The organism is Bacillus sp. KS1 (genome assembly GCF_020075515.1).
Classification (GTDB): domain Bacteria; phylum Bacillota; class Bacilli; order Bacillales; family Bacillaceae; genus Bacillus; species Bacillus velezensis.
The window spans coordinates 114,630-133,630 of sequence record NZ_JACAWW010000022.1; the positions used below are offsets into that span (position 1 = coordinate 114,630).

The window sequence follows — 19,001 nt, forward strand, 5'->3', positions numbered from 1 at the left end:
AGACAATGAAAGAAGTTAATAAAGAACAGATTGAACAGGCGGTTCGCCAGATTTTAGAGGCGATTGGAGAAGACCCGGACCGGGAAGGGCTTTTAGATACGCCGAAACGCGTGGCAAAAATGTACGCGGAAGTATTCTCGGGATTAAATGAAGACCCGAAAGAACACTTTAAAACCGTTTTCGGAGAAGACCATGAGGAGCTTGTTCTTGTAAAAGATATCGCGTTTCATTCCATGTGTGAACATCACCTTGTTCCTTTTTACGGAAAAGCGCATATTGCCTACATTCCGCGCGGCGGCAAAGTGACGGGCCTGAGTAAATTGGCGCGGGCGGTGGAAGCCGTCTCAAAACGCCCGCAGCTGCAGGAGCGCATCACTTCAACGATTGCAGAAAGCATCGTAGAGACCTTAGATCCCCACGGCGTCATGGTTGTCGTCGAAGCTGAGCATATGTGCATGACGATGAGGGGCGTAAGAAAGCCGGGCGCAAAAACAGTGACTTCCGCTGTAAGAGGCATTTTTAAAGATGACGCAGCGGCGCGTTCCGAAGTGTTAGAACATATTAAACGTGCGGATTAATAATGATAGAGGGTGCAGATATGAATTCAAAGCATTCAAGTGATTTTGTCGTCATTAAAGCGGTCGAGGACGGCGTGAACGTCATCGGTTTAACGAGAGGAACGGATACGAAATTTCACCATTCCGAAAAACTGGACAAAGGCGAAGTGATTATCGCTCAGTTTACTGAGCATACCTCTGCCATCAAAGTGAGAGGCAACGCCCTCATCCAGACCGCTTACGGAGAAATGAACAGCGAAAAAAAATAAGCCGGCTGTTTCCCGCTTTTGCCAAATGCCCGCAAACGGCGGGAGAATACAGCCAATTTCTTTTTTTTATGCTATAATGATACCTGCGTATAATAATGACGAGTAAATCTCATACATATTAGAATAAATGTGAATTTGGGGACAAGGGTGATATTTTTGCAAGACATCTACGGAACTTTAGCGAATCTAAATACGAAATTAAAACAAAAGCTGTCTCATCCTTATTTAGCGAAACATATTTCTGCGCCTAAAATCGATGAGGATAAGCTTCTTCTTTTTCACGCTTTGTTTGAAGAGGCGGACATTAAGAACAACGACAGAGAAAATTACATAGTAACTGCGATGCTTGTCCAAAGCGCCCTTGATACCCACGATGAAGTGACAACAGCCAGAGCGTTAAAGCGAGACGAAAATAAAAACCGGCAGCTCACCGTGCTTGCCGGTGACTATTTCAGCGGACTGTATTATTCGCTTTTATCTGAAATGAAGGATATCTATATGATTCGGACGCTCGCTACGGCAATTAAAGAAATCAATGAGCATAAAATCCGTCTGTACGATCGGTCTGTCAATGACTTGAATCAATTGATCGAAAGCATGGCGATTGTGGAAGCGGCCCTGTTTCACAGAGTGTCAGACCACTTTAATCTTCCGCGCTGGAAAGAGCTGGCGAGTGATTTTTTTGTATATAAGCGGCTGATGAACGGCAATGCTATATTTCTCGATGTCATCGGTAATATTGTAAAGTCAGGGAAATCAAAGGCTGACATAATGGAAGATAGCTTCCGAAAGGCAAAGCAAAGCATTGAAACGCTGCTGCCGCTCAATTCACCAATCCAAAACCTCATGCTGAACCGGCTTAAAGCGATCAGCCAGGACAAAACATATCATCAGAAAGTGGAAGAAGGGTAATCAACATGCAGGAGTCAAAAGAACAGCGCGTACACGGCGTGTTTGAAAAAATTTATAAAAATTATGACCAAATGAACTCTGTTATCAGTTTTCAGCAGCATAAAAAGTGGCGCGATAAAACGATGCAGATCATGAATGTAAAAGAAGGCGCAAAAGCGCTTGATGTCTGCTGCGGAACGGCTGACTGGACGATTGCCCTCGCAGAAGCGGCCGGAAAAAGCGGCGAAATCAAAGGACTGGATTTCAGCAAAAATATGCTGAGCATCGGTGAGAAAAAAGTGAAAGAGGGCGGTTACAGCCAAATTGAGCTTTTGCACGGAAATGCGATGGAGCTTCCTTTCGCTGATGATTCTTTTGATTTTGTCACCATCGGCTTCGGGCTGCGAAACGTTCCCGATTATCTGACCGTGCTGAAAGAAATGCGGCGGGTCGTCAAACCGGGCGGGCAGGTCGTATGTCTGGAAACATCCCAGCCGGAAATGTTCGGATTCAGACAGGCATATTTTCTTTATTTTAAATACATCATGCCTTTCTTCGGAAAAATGTTTGCGAAGAGCTATAAAGAATATTCTTGGCTTCAAGAATCGGCAAGAGAATTTCCCGGTATGAAAGAACTTGCGCGTCTGTTTGAAGAAGCGGGCCTGACGAATGTCAAATACCATTCGTTTACCGGCGGAGTGGCCGCTACGCATATCGGTTGGAAATGATGAATATACAGATGTTTGGGTGAATGATATGAAATTTAAAATGGCCTATTCTTTTTTAAATGACGATATTGATGTGATCGAAAGGGAGCTTGAGCAAACGGTGCGGTCAGACTATCCCTTGCTGAGTGAAGCCGGGCTCCATCTGCTCCAGGCGGGCGGCAAGCGGATCCGCCCTGTTTTCGTATTGCTTTCCGGCATGTTCGGCGACTATGACATTAATAAAATAAAATATGTTGCGGTGACGCTGGAAATGATTCATATGGCGTCCCTCGTGCATGACGACGTCATTGATGACGCCGAGCTGCGGAGGGGAAAACCGACCATCAAAGCCAAGTGGGACAACCGCATCGCCATGTATACCGGTGATTATATGCTTGCGGGCTCACTTGAGATGATGACGAGATTGGATGAGCCGAAAGCCCACCGGATCCTGTCCAAAACCATCGTAGAAGTATGCCTCGGAGAAATTGAACAGATCAGAGATAAATACAATATGGAGCAAAACCTCAGAACCTATTTGCGCCGCATCAAACGGAAAACGGCTCTTCTCATTGCCGTCAGCTGTCAGCTCGGCGCCATCGCTTCGGGAGCTGATGAGAAGATTCACAAGGCATTATATTGGTTCGGTTATTACGTGGGCATGTCCTATCAGATTATTGACGACATTCTTGATTTCACTTCAACGGAAGAGGAACTGGGAAAACCGGTCGGAGGGGATCTGCTGCAAGGAAATGTCACTCTGCCCGTTTTGTACGCGCTACGTCAGCCTGAATTGAAAAATCAGCTGAAATTAATTAACAGTGAAACAACACAGGAGCAGCTCGCCCCCATTATTGAAAATATTAAACGCACAGACGCGATTGAAAAATCAATGGCCGTCAGTGACAGGTACTTAAAAAAAGCGTTTGAAAAACTGAATACACTGCCGAGAGGACGTGCGCGCTCATCATTGGCCGCCATCGCCAAATATATCGGCAAACGGAAATTTTAAATTCCTTTTACGAACAAGATGTGAACATTCTCCGCCCTGGATTGATTAATTGTCAGAAAGATGTTACGATTTCGGTGTGCAACTTGAAAGCCTATACATAATGATGGGGTGGAGAATCTTATGGAAAAAACTTTTATCATGGTAAAACCGGACGGCGTACAGCGCCAGCTGATCGGAGAGATTTTATCCAGATTTGAGCGTAAGGGCTTACAATTGGCAGGAGCCAAGCTAATGCAAGTTTCAGAACAGATGGCTGAAAACCATTATGCTGAACATAAAGGGAAGCCGTTTTTCGGCGAGCTTGTGGAATTCATTACATCAGGACCCGTATTTGCAATGGTATGGGAAGGGGAAAATGTAGTAGAGATCACAAGACAGCTGATCGGAAAAACGAACCCGAAAGATGCACTGCCGGGCACAATCCGCGGTGACTACGGCATGTTTGTCGGCAAAAATATCATTCACGGTTCAGACTCCTTAGAAAGCGCTGAGAGGGAAATTCACATTTTCTTTAAACAGGAAGAGCTTGTACCGTATCAAAAATTAATGGCCGACTGGGTGTACTAAACCGTCAGCCTTTCTTTTTCTCGTATTATGAAAAGGTTTACATCATTTAAAAAAGACAGAGGCTGCGTTGCCCTGTCTTTTCGTTTCTCACAAATCAGCCTGCGGGCTGATTTTTTTATTGAAATCGTACAATTTCGACAGAAAACAGGCTATACTAGGACAAAAGACAGCGAGATTGGGAGAGAAGCAATGGAGCCTTACGAAATTTTTATCACCAAGTGGAAACAAATAACCGGCGTTGATTTATCTTTATACAAAGAAGCACAGATGAAAAGGCGGCTGACGTCCCTTTATGAAAAGAAGGGGTTCAGAGATTTTCAGGAATTTGCCGCCGCTTTGGAAGAGGACAAGCTTTTATTAAACGAAACATTGGACAGAATGACGATCAATGTTTCTGAATTTTACCGAAATTATAAACGGTGGGAAGTTCTTGAAACCTCAATTCTTCCGTTAATAAAGCATAACAAACCGTTAAAAATATGGAGTGCGGCCTGTTCAACGGGAGAGGAGCCTTATACTTTGGCTATGATTCTCAATCAGCAGACGGGACTGGCCGGATTTGATATATTGGCGACGGATATTGATGAAAAGGCGCTAAGCAAAGCCAAGCGGGGCATCTATCAGGAACGCTCGCTGCAAGAGGTGCCGGCTTCCGTGAAAAGCCGTTATTTCACCAAGCAGGCTGACAACAGTTATCAAGTAAAACAAGAGATTCAGAACAACATCCGGTTTAAGCGGCACAACCTGCTTGCCGACAGCTATGAACAGGATTTTGATCTGATCGTCTGCCGCAACGTCTTTATTTATTTTACTGAAAAAGCAAAAGAAGAGCTGTATGTGAAAATGGCGGGCAGTCTGAAAAAGAACGGAATTCTGTTTGTCGGCAGTACAGAACAAATTTTCAGCCCGGAAAAATTCGGCCTTGAGAGCACTGATACATTTTTTTATCAAAAAAGATAGAAGACATTTAATGAAAACTTGTGGTATAGTTTTACTTAAAAGCGTTAATGCGATGAAGGGAGAAGAAAGAAATGAGATACTTAACAGCCGGAGAATCACACGGTCCGCAGCTGACGACAATTATAGAAGGTGTGCCTGCGGGGCTTTATATAACTGAAGAAGACATTAATTTTGAGCTTGCCAGACGTCAAAAAGGGCACGGCCGCGGACGCCGCATGCAGATTGAAACGGACAGAGCGAAGATCACAAGCGGCGTGCGGCATGCCCGGACACTCGGTTCACCCATCGCGCTCGTTGTAGAAAATAAAGATTGGACTCACTGGACAAAAATCATGGGCGCCGCACCGATTACAGAAGAAGAAGAAAGTGAAATGAAACGCCAGATTTCAAGGCCGAGACCGGGGCACGCAGATTTGAACGGTGCTATTAAGTATAATCACCGTGATATGAGAAATGTGTTAGAACGATCTTCCGCGCGTGAGACAACGGTTCGCGTGGCTGCCGGAGCCGTCGCTAAAAAGATTTTAGCGGAGCTTGGCATTAAAGTCGCCGGGCATGTCCTGCAAATCGGCAGCGTAAAAGCAGAGAAAACCGATTACACATCCATTGAGGATCTCAAACGGGAAACGGAAGAATCACCGGTCAGATGCTACGATGAAGAAGCAGGCCGTCAAATGATGGCAGCCATTGATGAAGCGAAGGCAAACGGCGACTCGATCGGCGGAATCGTTGAAGTGATCGTCGAAGGCATGCCGGTCGGTGTCGGAAGCTATGTCCACTATGACCGTAAGCTGGACAGCAAGCTCGCTGCTGCCGTTCTGTCGATTAACGCGTTTAAAGGCGTAGAGTTCGGCATCGGTTTTGAAGCGGCCGGCAAAAACGGCAGTGAAGTTCATGATGAAATCGTATGGGATGAAGAGAAAGGCTATACACGAGCCACAAACAGGCTCGGAGGATTAGAAGGCGGTATGACGACGGGAATGCCGATTGTCGTCCGCGGCGTTATGAAACCGATCCCTACTTTGTACAAGCCGCTGAAAAGCGTCGACATTGAAACGAAAGAACCGTTTACAGCGAGCATTGAACGTTCAGACAGCTGCGCGGTTCCTGCAGCAAGCGTAGTGGCTGAAGCAGCAGTGGCCTGGGAAATCGCAAATGCCGTCGTCGAACAATTCGGGCTTGACCAGATCGACCGCATTAAAGAAAATGTTGAAAACATGAAAAAACTATCGAGGGAATTCTGATGAAAGAGCTTGAGGTTCGGACAGCTTCCTCCGCATATCCCGTGTATATCGGTGAAGGCATAAGGAAACAGGCCGCTGCCCTTTTGTCTTCACTGAACAGGCCGCTGACAAAGATCCTTCTCATCATCGATGCTGAAGTTGACCGGCTTTATGGTGATGAGATGTTCCGGCTTTTAAACGAAACATGGCCCGTGAAAAAAGTGATCGTTCCAAGCGGAGAAGAAGCGAAGTCTCTAATAGAATATGAACGGATTCAAACGGAAGCGATCGCTTTCCATATGGACCGCTCCTCATGTATGATCGCCTTCGGAGGCGGCGTGACGGGTGATTTGGCCGGCTTTTGCGCAGCAACTTTTATGCGCGGAATTGATTTCATTCAAATGCCGACGACACTGCTTGCCCATGACAGCGCGGTCGGCGGCAAGGTGGCCGTCAACCATAAACTCGGAAAGAACTTAATCGGCGCGTTTTATCAGCCGAAAGCGGTGATTTACGATACGGAGCTTCTGAAAACCCTGCCGGAAGAAGAGCTGAGATCGGGCATGGCTGAAGTGATCAAACACGCGTTTATCGCCGATCATGCTTTTTTAGAAAAACTTCTCACGTTTGACACGTTGCAAGGACTGACAAGCGCTGAGCTGAATGAAATGATTTATAAAGGAATTTCAATCAAATCGGCCGTCGTGCATGAGGACGAAAAGGAAGAGGGGATAAGAGCTTTTCTGAATTTCGGCCATACGCTCGGCCATGCCGTTGAGGCGGAATACGGCTACGGCCGGATTACACATGGAGATGCGGTCGCCCTCGGCATGCAGTTTGCCCTTTACGTGAGTGAACAGGTTGCGGGTTGCAAGATGAACAGGAAAGAACTCACACAATGGCTGATTGGGCTCGGCTACCCGGGAAGCATCAGACAAGATATTGAAACGCCGGTCCTCTCCGCCCGGATGATGAATGATAAAAAAACGCGCGGAGGCATGACACAGTTCATCGTGTTAAAGGAATTAGGCGAAGCGCGGGACTGCATGCTTTCAAAAGATGAGCTCGAAAATTTGCTGAACAAATGGCGAATGGAGGAAACAGCATGATGATACGCGGCATTCGCGGAGCAACAACGGTGGAACAAGACACCGAACAAGAAATTTTAGAAAAAACACAGCAGCTGCTTGAAAAAATCATTGAACAAAATGGATGCAATCCGGAAGACGTTGTACAGATCCTGTTATCCGCCACGCCTGATATCCATTCCGTATTTCCGGCAAAAGCGGTCCGCCGCCTTTCCGGGTGGCAGTACGTCCCGGTGACGTGCATGCAGGAAATGGATGTCACCGGCGCTCTGCAAAAGTGTATCCGTGTCCTGATGACGGTTCAGACGGATACGCCTCAGGATGAAATCAAGCATGTCTATTTAGAAAAAGCCGTTGTGTTAAGGCCGGATTTATCATTGACAAAAAATACTGACATGTAATACGATAAACAAAGCTTAGAAATACACAAGAGTGTGTATAGAGCTGGTAAGTAAGATATTGAACAGTTGAGTTTAGAATAGGGTAGCAGAGAATGAGTTTAGCTGAGCTGAGATAAACACGTTTTTATTCTGCCCAAAAGAAGCCTTTCTTTTGGGTTTATTTCTTATACGCAAGACTCCTCTCACTCTTCATCTCATTCTCCTTACCGTAAGGAGGAGAATCATGAATTTACAATCGGATGTTTCTTTATTTTTAAAGGACAGTCTGACACACCGCACCATTCCAATCGCAGAGACTTTTACGGTCGACACGATCACACCCATTCAGATGGTTGAAAAACTGGACAGAAACATTACGTATCTTTTAGAAAGCAAGGATGAGTCGTCAAGCTGGTCGAGATACTCTTTTATCGGCCTCGATCCTTTTATCACGATTAAAGAGAGTCATAACACATTCACTGCCGCTGATCCAAATGGGCATACGCTGTTTGAAGGCGGAGAATTAAAAGCCGTGCTTGACTGGATGAATGAAAGCTTCCGCATTAAAACACCCGAGCTTGATATCCCATTTGCGGGAGGGGCGGTCGGTTATCTGAGCTATGACATGATTCCTTTGATTGAGCCTTCCGTGCCAAGCCACGCGAAAGTAACAGATTTCGAAAAATGCATGCTGTTTGTCTGCCGGAAAATCATCGCGTACGACCACGAAACGAAACAAGTGCATTTCATTCAGTATGCGGAGCTTAATGGCCGGGAGACGGAGGAAGAAAAGCGGGCCGTTTTTAAAGAAAATTGCGCGGAGCTTCGTAAGCTTATCGGTATTTTGACAGAATCGAAAGATATGAAAGAGCCGTTTTTTTCTAAAGAAACGTTTGACACGCCAAGTTTTGCCGATGTGACATCCAATTATACGAAAGAAGAGTTTATGGCCGGTGTTAATAAACTGAAAGAATATATAAAAGCGGGAGACATTTTTCAAGGGGTGCTTTCGCAAAAGTTTGACATTCCGGTATCCAGGCATTCATTTGAGCTGTACAGGGTGCTCCGCATCGTCAATCCTTCACCTTATATGTACTATATCAAACTGCCTGACAGAGACATTGTCGGGAGTTCGCCTGAACGTCTGATCCGCGTGCATGACAGGCACCTGGAAATTCATCCGATTGCCGGAACGAGAAGAAGGGGCGCCGGAAAAGAAGAGGACGAACGCCTGAAAAAAGAGCTGATGAATGACGAAAAAGAAAAAGCTGAACATTACATGCTCGTCGATCTTGCGCGCAATGACATCGGCAGAGTTGCGGAGTACGGTTCCGTAGCCGTTCCGGAATTCACAAAGGTCGTTTCTTTTTCACATGTGATGCACATCATCTCTGTTGTAACCGGCCGTTTAAAGCAGGGCGTCCATCCCGTTGACGCGCTGATGTCGGCATTCCCGGCAGGAACACTCACGGGCGCTCCGAAAATCCGCGCGATGCAGCTTTTAAATGAATTAGAACCGACTTCCAGAGAAACCTACGGCGGATGTATCGCTTATATCGGATTTGACGGGTCAATTGATTCGTGTATTACCATCCGCACCATGAGTGTCAAAAACGGTACGGCGTCGGTGCAGGCGGGCGCGGGAATAGTCGCCGATTCCGTCCCGGAAGCCGAATATGAAGAGAGCTGTAATAAAGCGGGGGCGCTTTTAAAAACGATTCAAATTGCAGAAGACATCTTTTCTGGCGGGGAGGAGAAGACGGATGAACAAATTTCTGCAATCGTGCGTTAATGGCCATACGCTGAAAACCGGAGAAGCCGAAAAGCTGATGGAGATGATGATGAACGGGGACATGTCGCAGTCTGAGATCGGCGGGATTTTATCGGTATTAGCCCACCGAGGTGAAACGGCGGAGGAGCTTGCCGGATTTGTAAAAGTGATGCGGGCGCGGGCACAGACATCAGGTGGCTTGGCGGATGTCGTTGATACGTGCGGAACAGGCGGAGACGGGATTTCTACGTTTAACATATCCACGGCAGCGGCAATTACAGCTTCTGCCGCCGGAGCTAAAGTTGCCAAGCACGGAAATCGTTCCGTTTCGTCTAAAAGCGGCAGCGCGGATGTGCTGGAAAAGCTGGGGGTTTCCATTCAAGCCACTCCAGACAGCGTCAAACGCAGCATTGAAATGAAACAAATGGGGTTTTTGTTTGCGCCGCTGTTTCATTCGTCAATGAAGCACGTCGCCGCCGCAAGAAAAGAGCTTGGCTTCCGAACCGTATTTAATCTGCTGGGCCCGCTCAGCAACCCGCTGCAGGTGAAGCGGCAGGTGATCGGCGTCTATTCATTTGATAAAGCGCGCCTGATGGCAAGCGCTCTGGAACAATTTGATGTCAGACACGTCATGCTTGTGTCGGCCCGTGACGGATTAGATGAATTGTCCATCACGGCACCGACCGATATCATTGAACTGAAAAACGGTGAACGTCTGGAATATTCTGTTTCACCTGAACAATTCGGTTTTACAGAAGGTTCACTAAAGGATATTCAAGTGAGTTCATCGGAAGAAAGCGCGCTCCTCATTCAGAATATTTTTGCAAATAAAGCTCCGTCATCCGCTCTGCATATTACCGCCTTAAATGCGGGCGCGGCCATTTATACGGCAGGTCTTGCAAACGATCTGAAAGAAGGAACGAAAACCGCCTTAGAAGCGATTCAAAACGGAGATGCCAAAAGGCAGCTCGAACGTCTGAAACAGAAAGAGGAAGAAATGTATGCTTGATCAAATCATTCAGCAGAAAAAAGAAGAAATCAAATCCATCGTGCTGCCGGAAACCTGTCAAATTGAACGGAGATCCTTTAAAAAAGCGCTCCTGAACCCGAACCGTTTTATCGGGCTGATTGCCGAAGTGAAAAAAGCTTCGCCGTCTAAAGGATTGATTAAAGAGCATTTTGTTCCGGAAACGATTGCGGCGGATTATGAAGCGGCTAAAGCCGACGCCCTTTCGGTTCTCACGGATACCCGTTTTTTTCAGGGGAGAAATCAATTTCTGACTGATGTTAAACAAACCGTGTCTCTTCCCGTGCTGAGAAAAGATTTTATTATTGATTCCCTTCAGGTGGAGGAATCGTTCAGGATCGGCGCCGATGCCATTTTGCTGATCGGGGAAGCGCTGGAACCTTCAGAGCTTCATGAGCTTTATCTGGAAGCCCGCGAGAAGGGCATGGACGTTCTCGTTGAAATCCATGATGAAACTGTGCTTGAACGGATTTTACAAGTGTTTCAGCCGGACATTCTCGGCATAAACAACCGGGACTTAAAAACGTTCCGTACTTCTGTTTCGCAAACGGAAAAAATAGCGCAGCTTGTACCGGACGGCTGCCTGCTGGTCAGTGAAAGCGGCATCGGTTCTTTCGCTGACCTGCAATTCGTCAACAAGCGCGGGGCGCAGGCTGTATTGGTCGGAGAATCCTTAATGAGAGAGGATTCGCAGCAAAAGGCGATCCGCGGACTGTTCGGGGAGTGACGGTATGAAAAAGCCTGAGTTAAAGTACTGCGGAATACGCTCGAAGCGTGATTACGAACTTGCGGCAGCTTCAGGAGCGGATTATCTGGGATTTATTTTTGCCGCAAGCAAACGGAGAGTAACGCCGGATGAGGTTCGGAAATGGAAAGAGCAGGTCCGGACAGACAAGAAACATGTCGGAGTATTTGTAAATGAAACGATAGAAAACATCGCGCAAATCGCCTCTGATCTGGCACTTGACGCCATCCAGCTTCACGGTGATGAATCGCCTGAGCATGCCCTCCGTCTCCGTCCGCTTGTGCGCTCGGAGATATGGAAAGCGCTCCATCACGGGGAAGGGACGCTTCGTCAGATGACTCAATTTGCACCTGCTGTCGACGGCTATGTCATTGATTCTTCAGTAAAAGGAATGAGAGGCGGCACGGGAATCGCGTTTTCATGGGCCCGTGTCCCCTTGTACCGAAAGCAGGCTCAAAATGCAAACAAGCGCTGTTTTATCGCGGGCGGCGTTAATCCTGGAACGATTACCGGCTTACTGAGATCGCGTCCGTGCGGTATAGATCTTGCCAGCGGAATTGAAAAAAACGGACAAAAGGATCAAACACTGATCCGGCTTTTAGAAGAAAGGATGAACCACTATGTATCCATATCCAAATGAAATCGGAAGATACGGCGAATTCGGCGGCAAATTTGTCCCTGAAACATTGATGCGGCCCCTTGAGGAAATCGAAACGGCTTTCACAGAATTAAAGAATGATCCCGTTTTTCATGCCGAATATAAAAAACTACTGTTTGATTACTCCGGAAGACCGACCGCATTAACGTTCGCAGACAGGGTGTCAGAGTATTTGGGAGGGGCGAAAATCTATCTGAAAAGAGAAGATTTAAACCATACCGGCTCCCATAAAATTAACAACGCGTTAGGCCAGATTCTGCTTGCCAAAAAGATGGGCAAAACGAAAATCATCGCCGAAACCGGTGCGGGACAGCACGGTGTGGCTGCCGCGACAGCCGCCGCAAAATTCGGTTTTAAGTGTACGGTTTTTATGGGCGAAGAAGACGTTGCGCGCCAGTCGCTGAACGTATTCCGGATGAAACTGCTCGGCGCGGAAGTGGTGCCGGTCACAAGCGGAAACGGCACGCTGAAAGATGCGACGAATGAGGCGATCAGGTATTGGGTCCAGCATTGTGAAGATCATTTCTATCTTATCGGTTCTGTAGTGGGTCCGCACCCATATCCGTATATCGTTCGCGAATTTCAGAAAATCATCGGCGAGGAAGCGAAAGAACAGCTTCGCCGGGTTGAAGGAACGCTCCCGGATAAGGTTGTTGCATGTGTCGGCGGCGGAAGCAATGCGATGGGCATTTTTCAGGCCTTTTTAGACGAAGATACTGAGCTGATCGGCGCCGAGGCTGCCGGAAAAGGAATTGATACACCGCTGCATGCGGCAACGATCGCAAAAGGGACGCTCGGGGTGATTCACGGTTCAATGACCTATTTAATACAAGATCAATACGGGCAGATTATCGAACCGTATTCCATTTCAGCAGGACTTGATTACCCGGGGATCGGCCCTGAGCACGCCTATCTGCATAAAAGCGGCCGTGTAACGTACGAAAGCGTGACAGACGATGAAGCGATTGCCGCGTTACGTCTGCTTTCTGAAACAGAAGGTATTCTTCCGGCTATTGAATCTGCCCACGCTCTGGCAAAAGCGTTTGAAATGGCAAAAGACATGGATAAAGACAAAATCATTCTCGTCAGTTTGTCGGGAAGAGGAGATAAAGATGTTCATACGCTGATGAATGTTTTGGAAAACGGGGTGGAGACACATGTTTAATCTGCGAGATTCTGAAAAATTATTTATCCCTTTTATTACAGCTGGCGATCCGCTTCCTGACATTTCTGTTGAGCTGGCAATATCATTGCAGAATGCAGGCGCTTCTGCCCTTGAAATCGGCGTTCCTTACACAGATCCGCTTGCGGACGGACCCGTCATACAACGGGCTTCAAAACGGGCTCTGGAAAACGGAATGAATATCGTAAAAGCAATTGAACTTGGCGGCAAAATGAAAAAAAACGGCGTTCATATTCCAATTATCCTCTTTACGTATTATAATCCTGTGTTACAATTAGAAAAAGAATACTTTTTCGCTTTACTGCGGGAAAACGACATAGACGGTCTGCTTGTACCCGACCTTCCATTAGAGGAAAGCGCCCTTTTGCAAATGACATGCAAAAAGGAGAACATCGCTTATATCTCACTGGTTGCGCCGACAAGTGAAGACCGTTTGAAAATAATTACTGAACAGGCCAGCGGCTTTGTGTATTGTGTATCCTCTTTAGGAGTGACGGGCGTACGCAGCGAATTCGATCCGTCTGTATACTCTTTCATTCGTAAGGTGAAAGAATTCAGCTCTGTTCCGGTGGCGGTCGGTTTTGGCATTTCAAACCGCAAACAGGTTGACGGGATGAATGAAATATCTGACGGTGTCGTTGTCGGCAGCGCGCTTGTCAAAAAAGTTGAAGAGCTTAAAACAAAGCTTGTGAATCCCGGAACAAGAGCTGATGCGCTTCTTGAATTTGAAGAATACGCAAAGACGTTCGGACGACTGTACAGTGTAAAATGAGGTGACTGGATTTGCAGATTAAAGAACAGCTGCGGCAGCTGAAACCGTATCAGCCGGGCAAACCAATAGAAGAAGTGAAAATGGAATACGGGCTTGAGAAAGTAGTAAAACTCGCTTCTAACGAAAATCCGTTCGGCTGTTCACAGGCCGCTAAAGATGCGCTGCATCAGGAGATTGAGCAGCTTGCGCTGTATCCCGACGGTTACAGTGCCGCTTTGAGAACGCGGCTCAGTGAGCATCTGCAGGTCAGTGAATCTTCTATCATTTTCGGCAACGGCTCTGATGAGCTTGTGCAGATTATCTGCCGTTCTTTATTAAATGATCAGGCAAACACGATTACCGCCGCCCCGACTTTCCCGCAATACAGACACAATGCGGTGATTGAAGGCGCTGAGGTGCGCGAGGTGCCGCTCCGCAGTGACGGCGCTCATGATTTGGATGGGATGCTGGAAGCAATTGACGGCAAGACGAAAGTCATATGGGTATGCAACCCCAATAATCCGACGGGGACATATACTTCTGAGCAAGAGCTAATCGCCTTTTTAAACAGAGTTCCCGAGCATATACTCGTTGTACTTGATGAAGCGTACTACGAGTATGTCACGGCGGAAGATTACCCAGAAAGCATTCCCCTTTTAAAGCAATATGCGAATGTCATGATCCTCCGCACCTTCTCTAAAGCGTACGGACTTGCCGCGCTGCGCGTCGGATACGGCATTGCGGACGAAGCGCTGATCCGCCAGATTGAACCGGCGAGAGAGCCGTTCAATACGAGCAGAATCGGTCAGGCTTCGGCACTGGCAGCGCTTGATGACCAGACATTTATTCAGGAATGCGTCGAGAAAAATCAAGCAGGCCTTAAGCAGTATTATGATTTTGCAGAAACTCACGGATTAACTTGTTATCCTTCACAAACCAACTTTGTGCTCATTGATTTCAACCGCCCGGCGGATGAACTGTTCCAAGCCCTGTTGGAAAAAGGATATATCGTCCGCTCAGGACAGGCGCTCGGATTTCCGACAGCGTTAAGGATTACGGTCGGTACGAAAGAGCAGAATGAGGAAATTCTCACAATTTTAGCTGAAATATTATAAGAGGTGATCAAGCATCACCTCTTTGCTCTATTAAAATAGTTGAAAAAGGAAATGAGTGAAATGAAGGATACTATATTGCTTGCGGGGATCGGGCTGATCGGCGGATCGATCGCATTGGCCATCAAAAAGGAGCATCCGCATAAACGGATTATCGGTGTGGATATTTCGGAAGAACAGCTCACTGCCGCGCTGAAGCTCGGAATTATTGACGAGCGGGCCGGTTCATTTACGGAAGGGGCGCAGCAAGCGTCTGTTGTCATTATCGCCACGCCTGTCGCCCAAACGCTGAAAATGCTCGATGTGCTGGCCGCATCAGACATCACCCATGAACTCCTGATTACGGATGTGGGCAGCACGAAACAGAAAGTCGTCAGCTACGCCGACAAAGTGCTTCCGGCTCACTATCAATTTGTCGGCGGCCATCCGATGGCGGGATCTCATAAATCCGGAGCCGCTGCCGCGAAAGAATTTTTATTCGAAAATGCGTTTTACATTCTAACACCCGGAAAATCGACTTCTAAAGAGTCAGTAACGCATCTGAAGGAACTCTTAAAAGCGGCAAACGCCCACTTTGTGGAGATGACCCCAGAGGAGCATGACGGCGTAACGAGCGTCATCAGCCATTTCCCTCATATCGTTGCTACAAGCCTCGTACATCAGGCTCATCATGCTGAAGAAGATTATCCGTATTTGAAACGTTTCGCAGCCGGCGGTTTTCGGGACATCACCAGGATCGCCTCAAGCAGTCCGGCGATGTGGAGGGACATACTTCTTCATAACAAAGATAAACTGCTTGACCGCTTCAAAGAATGGAAACGGGAGATTGACACGATCGAATCTTATGTAGAAAATGAAGATGCGGACAGCCTGTTCGGATATTTTAAAAAAGCGAAAGATTATCGCGACGGTCTGCCGCTCCGTCAAAAAGGAGCGATCCCGTCCTTTTATGACCTTTATGTCGATGTTCCCGATCATCCGGGGGTCATTTCGGAAATTACGGCAATATTGGCAGAAGAAAAAATCAGTATCACCAACATCCGCATTATCGAAACAAGAGAAGATATTAACGGAATTCTCAGAATCAGTTTCCAGACTGATGATGACCGGAAACGCGCGGAAACCTGCATTCAATCCCGCGCCAAATATGACACATTTTACGCTGACTGAGGTGGAAAACATTGAAAAGAGAAAAAGTGACGTCTTTAAACGGTGAAATTCATATTCCGGGGGATAAATCCGTCTCCCACCGTTCTGTTATGTTCGGAGCGCTTGCGGAAGGAACGACAACGGTAAAAAACTTTTTGCCCGGAGCCGATTGTCTGAGCACCATTGCCTGCTTCAAAAAAATGGGTGTCTCCATTGAACAAAACGGAAGTGATGTAACGATATACGGGAAGGGCATTGACGCACTTTGTGAGCCTGACAGCCTTCTTGATGTCGGAAATTCCGGCACGACCATCCGCCTGATGCTCGGCATTTTAGCCGGACGCCCATTTCACAGTACGGTAGCGGGCGACGAAAGTATTGCAAAGCGCCCGATGAAGAGGGTGACGGAGCCTTTAAAACAGATGGGAGCCGCGATTGACGGAAGAGCGGACGGAGGATTTACGCCTTTATCCGTAAGAGGCGGACAATTGAAAGGCATTGATTACGTCTCCCCTGTTGCAAGCGCGCAGATCAAATCCGCCGTGCTGCTTGCCGGATTGCAGGCTGAAGGGACGACGACCGTCACTGAGCCTCATAAATCAAGAGACCATACGGAACGGATGCTGAACGCTTTTGGCGCCGAGCTTGCGGAAACGGAGACGAGCGCTTCCGTAACGGGCGGTCAGAAGCTCCGGGGAGCTGATATTTTCGTGCCCGGCGATATTTCTTCAGCGGCCTTTTTCCTCGCGGCAGGCGCTGTCGTTCCCGGAAGCCGGATTGTGCTGAAAAACGTCGGCCTGAACCCGACACGCACGGGAATGATTGATGTCTTAAAGCAAATGGGGGCTTCACTTGAAGTGATTCCTTCAGAAGCGGACAGCGCGGAGCCTTACGGAGACCTGGTTATTGAAACTTCAGATCTGAAAGCGGCAGAAATCGGCGGAGAAATCATTCCCCGTTTAATTGACGAGATCCCGATTATCGCCCTTTTGGCAACGCAGGCTGAAGGCACAACTGTCATTAAAGACGCTGCGGAGCTGAAGGTGAAGGAAACGAACCGGATCGACACCGTCGTATCAGAGCTCCGGAAAATCGGCGCAGACATTGAACCGACTGAAGACGGCATGAAAATACACGGCAAAAAAACGCTTGCGGGCGGAGCCGATGTGTCAAGCCACGGCGACCACCGCATCGGCATGATGCTCGGTATCGCTTCATGCCTGACAGAAGAGCCGATTGATATCCGTGATACTGAGGCGATCCATGTCTCATATCCGACATTTTTTGAGCATTTAGATCAATTAGCCAAAAAAGCCTGAAGACGATTCTTCGGGCTTTTTTCTTCATGTGTCATAAAATCTTGGGCATTGACATAGCTTGTCTTAAACAGGAAATAACAGAAAGGGGGAATGCGTTTTCGTTACAGTAACAGCCGGAACAAATTGTGCTGTCTGCGTATAAAGATGCCGTCCCCTTTTTTGCCGTTTTCCTCTTAACTATTTTCTGATAAACTATAATGCCGGGTGAAGCATCTTATTTGCGGGCAGGCTCTGTCTGAATTATGATAAGAATAACCCGAATAAAAACCCTTTTCATTGGTTGATGAGGTATAGGAAAAGAAAGGACCGGTCTGATTTGAATACATTGATTCAAGAAGCCATAAAATTAGTTGAAGCAGGTGAAACCGAAAAGGGACTCAAAGCGCTTTCAAAAGCTGAAACAGAGCTTCATGACGAAGACAAAGCCATTGCAGCCCAGCTCTACTATGAATGGGGAAACGCCGAAAAAGCGTTAGCGCTGATCAGTGATCTGCATGACCTTTATCCGGATGAGTCTGAGCTGACGAATTTTTACGCCGAATTGTTAATAGATATTGATGAAGAAGAAAAAGCTCTTGAGGTGCTGGAGACAATTTCTCCGGAAGATCCGTCTTACGCGGAAAGCCTTCTTTTAATGGCTGATCTGTATCAGATGCAGGGCTTATTTGAAGTAAGTGAGCAAAAGCTGTTACAGGCGAAAGCGATGTTACAAGATGAACCTGTTATTGATTTCGCTCTGGGGGAATTATACTTCACTCAGGGATCATACGCAAAAGCCGTTCCTTACTATGAAGAGACGGCAAAAGAACGGCACGAAATCGGCGGCGTAAATGTTCATCAGAGGCTGGCTGAGTCATTGAGCGCGGCGGGTGAATTTGAGGAAGCGATTTCATGGTATGAAAAAGCGGCGGCAGAACATACAGAACCGAATACGATTTTCGGGTACGGGTTCACAGCCTATCAGGCGGGAATGGTCAAAACAGCCATCAAGCAGCTGTCTGATTTAAAAGGGATTGATCCTTCCTATTCATCGCTTTATATGCCGCTTGCAAAAAGCTACGAGGCAGAAGGCATGTATGAAGAAGCATTAAAAACCGCTAAAGAAGGTATTACTTACGATGAATACAATAAAGAGCTCTTTCTCTATGCGGCGAAAATGGCGTTAAAGCTCGGCAACGCAGAAGAAGGCAAAAAGCTTCTTCAGGAAGCGCTGGCGCTCGATCCGGGTTACGTAGAAGCGCTCCATACGCTTTTAGCCGTCTATCATAAAGAAGAAAGCTTTGAAGAGATTATTGATCTGATTCAGGAAGTCCGCGGCTACGGAGAAGAAGATCCGAAATACAATTGGTATTTGGCGGGTGCCTATACAGGCCTTGAGCAATACGCTGAAGCGAAAAAAAGCTTCGAAGCTGCGTATCTCCATTATCAGGATGATCGGGATTTCTTATATGAATACGCTCACTTCTTATTGGAAGAGGGTCTCCAGAAAGAAGCGCTGCCGCTTTTAAAACAAGTGCTTTCAATGGATGGAACAAACGAAGAGCTTGAAGAAACAATCTTACGGATAGAGGATGAATTTTTAAGATAAGCAGGATTTTGGACCATGCTTGCTGAATGTATAAGTGATGTCAG

20 protein-coding genes are annotated in these 19,001 nt (G+C 47.1%); all 20 read left to right on the forward strand.

Features of this window, described 5'->3' with window-relative positions:
* The first annotated feature begins 5 nt into the window (after positions 1-5).
* The 20 genes from folE to HWY38_RS17310 all read left to right on the forward strand — a co-directional run bounded on the left by folE (position 6) and on the right by HWY38_RS17310 (position 18,957).
* Positions 6-578 (forward strand): GTP cyclohydrolase I FolE, encoded by a 573-nt coding sequence (folE, locus tag HWY38_RS17215; RefSeq protein ID WP_003153448.1) that lies wholly within the window; start codon positions 6-8, stop codon positions 576-578.
* 20 nt (positions 579-598) lie between these two features.
* The gene (gene mtrB / locus HWY38_RS17220) at positions 599-826 is read left to right on the forward strand and encodes a trp RNA-binding attenuation protein MtrB (RefSeq protein ID WP_003153449.1); all 228 of its coding nucleotides are present in this window, start codon (positions 599-601) and stop codon (positions 824-826) included.
* A 156-nt stretch (positions 827-982) separates the two neighbouring features.
* Positions 983-1,738, forward strand: a complete 756-nt coding sequence (gene hepS, locus HWY38_RS17225; RefSeq protein ID WP_007409455.1) for a heptaprenyl diphosphate synthase component 1 — start codon at positions 983-985, stop codon at positions 1,736-1,738.
* Between the two features lie 5 nt (positions 1,739-1,743).
* Complete coding sequence (gene menG, locus HWY38_RS17230) at positions 1,744-2,445, forward strand: demethylmenaquinone methyltransferase (protein WP_003153453.1); 702 nt, start codon at positions 1,744-1,746, stop codon at positions 2,443-2,445.
* Between the two features lie 28 nt (positions 2,446-2,473).
* Complete coding sequence (gene hepT / locus HWY38_RS17235) at positions 2,474-3,436, forward strand: heptaprenyl diphosphate synthase component II (RefSeq protein ID WP_003153454.1); 963 nt, start codon at positions 2,474-2,476, stop codon at positions 3,434-3,436.
* Between the two features lie 120 nt (positions 3,437-3,556).
* Positions 3,557-4,003: a nucleoside-diphosphate kinase gene (gene ndk / locus HWY38_RS17240; protein ID WP_007409456.1), complete on the forward strand. Its 447-nt coding sequence runs from the start codon at positions 3,557-3,559 to the stop codon at positions 4,001-4,003.
* 189 nt (positions 4,004-4,192) lie between these two features.
* Complete coding sequence (locus HWY38_RS17245; protein WP_224182255.1) at positions 4,193-4,963, forward strand: protein-glutamate O-methyltransferase; 771 nt, start codon at positions 4,193-4,195, stop codon at positions 4,961-4,963.
* Between the two features lie 71 nt (positions 4,964-5,034).
* Positions 5,035-6,207: a chorismate synthase gene (gene aroC / locus HWY38_RS17250; protein WP_224182256.1), complete on the forward strand. Its 1,173-nt coding sequence runs from the start codon at positions 5,035-5,037 to the stop codon at positions 6,205-6,207.
* On the forward strand, positions 6,207-7,295 hold the full coding sequence (gene aroB, locus HWY38_RS17255; protein ID WP_224182257.1) for a 3-dehydroquinate synthase: 1,089 nt from the start codon (positions 6,207-6,209) through the stop codon (positions 7,293-7,295). Before aroC ends, aroB begins: the two co-directional genes overlap by 1 nt.
* The gene (gene aroH / locus HWY38_RS17260; protein WP_224182258.1) at positions 7,292-7,675 is read left to right on the forward strand and encodes a chorismate mutase; all 384 of its coding nucleotides are present in this window, start codon (positions 7,292-7,294) and stop codon (positions 7,673-7,675) included. The genes aroB and aroH overlap by 4 nt, the downstream gene beginning before the upstream one ends.
* 223 nt (positions 7,676-7,898) lie before the next feature.
* A complete protein-coding gene (gene trpE / locus HWY38_RS17265) occupies positions 7,899-9,446 on the forward strand; it encodes an anthranilate synthase component I (RefSeq protein WP_224182259.1) in 1,548 nt (515 codons plus the stop codon).
* Positions 9,418-10,434, forward strand: coding sequence for an anthranilate phosphoribosyltransferase (gene trpD, locus HWY38_RS17270; protein ID WP_044802149.1), 1,017 nt, complete (start codon positions 9,418-9,420; stop codon positions 10,432-10,434). Before trpE ends, trpD begins: the two co-directional genes overlap by 29 nt.
* A complete protein-coding gene (trpC, locus tag HWY38_RS17275) occupies positions 10,427-11,179 on the forward strand; it encodes an indole-3-glycerol phosphate synthase TrpC (protein WP_224182260.1) in 753 nt (250 codons plus the stop codon). The genes trpD and trpC overlap by 8 nt, the downstream gene beginning before the upstream one ends.
* Before the next feature lie 4 nt (positions 11,180-11,183).
* Entirely contained in the window at positions 11,184-11,837 is a 654-nt protein-coding gene (locus tag HWY38_RS17280; RefSeq protein WP_224182261.1) for a phosphoribosylanthranilate isomerase, read from the forward strand.
* Positions 11,818-13,020 carry a tryptophan synthase subunit beta gene (gene trpB / locus HWY38_RS17285; RefSeq protein WP_224182262.1) on the forward strand — a complete coding sequence of 401 codons (1,203 nt, stop codon included), beginning with the start codon at positions 11,818-11,820 and terminating at the stop codon, positions 13,018-13,020. Before HWY38_RS17280 ends, trpB begins: the two co-directional genes overlap by 20 nt.
* Positions 13,013-13,810, forward strand: a complete 798-nt coding sequence (trpA, locus tag HWY38_RS17290) for a tryptophan synthase subunit alpha (RefSeq protein WP_014418254.1) — start codon at positions 13,013-13,015, stop codon at positions 13,808-13,810. The genes trpB and trpA overlap by 8 nt, the downstream gene beginning before the upstream one ends.
* An 11-nt stretch (positions 13,811-13,821) precedes the next feature.
* The gene (gene hisC, locus HWY38_RS17295) at positions 13,822-14,904 is read left to right on the forward strand and encodes a histidinol-phosphate transaminase (RefSeq protein WP_224182263.1); all 1,083 of its coding nucleotides are present in this window, start codon (positions 13,822-13,824) and stop codon (positions 14,902-14,904) included.
* Positions 14,905-14,955: 51 nt separating this feature from the next.
* Complete coding sequence (locus tag HWY38_RS17300) at positions 14,956-16,071, forward strand: prephenate dehydrogenase (RefSeq protein ID WP_224182264.1); 1,116 nt, start codon at positions 14,956-14,958, stop codon at positions 16,069-16,071.
* An 11-nt stretch (positions 16,072-16,082) separates the two neighbouring features.
* The gene (gene aroA / locus HWY38_RS17305) at positions 16,083-17,369 is read left to right on the forward strand and encodes a 3-phosphoshikimate 1-carboxyvinyltransferase (protein ID WP_224182265.1); all 1,287 of its coding nucleotides are present in this window, start codon (positions 16,083-16,085) and stop codon (positions 17,367-17,369) included.
* Positions 17,370-17,685: 316 nt separating this feature from the next.
* Positions 17,686-18,957 carry a tetratricopeptide repeat protein gene (locus tag HWY38_RS17310; protein ID WP_224182266.1) on the forward strand — a complete coding sequence of 424 codons (1,272 nt, stop codon included), beginning with the start codon at positions 17,686-17,688 and terminating at the stop codon, positions 18,955-18,957.
* Positions 18,958-19,001 lie beyond the last annotated feature (44 nt).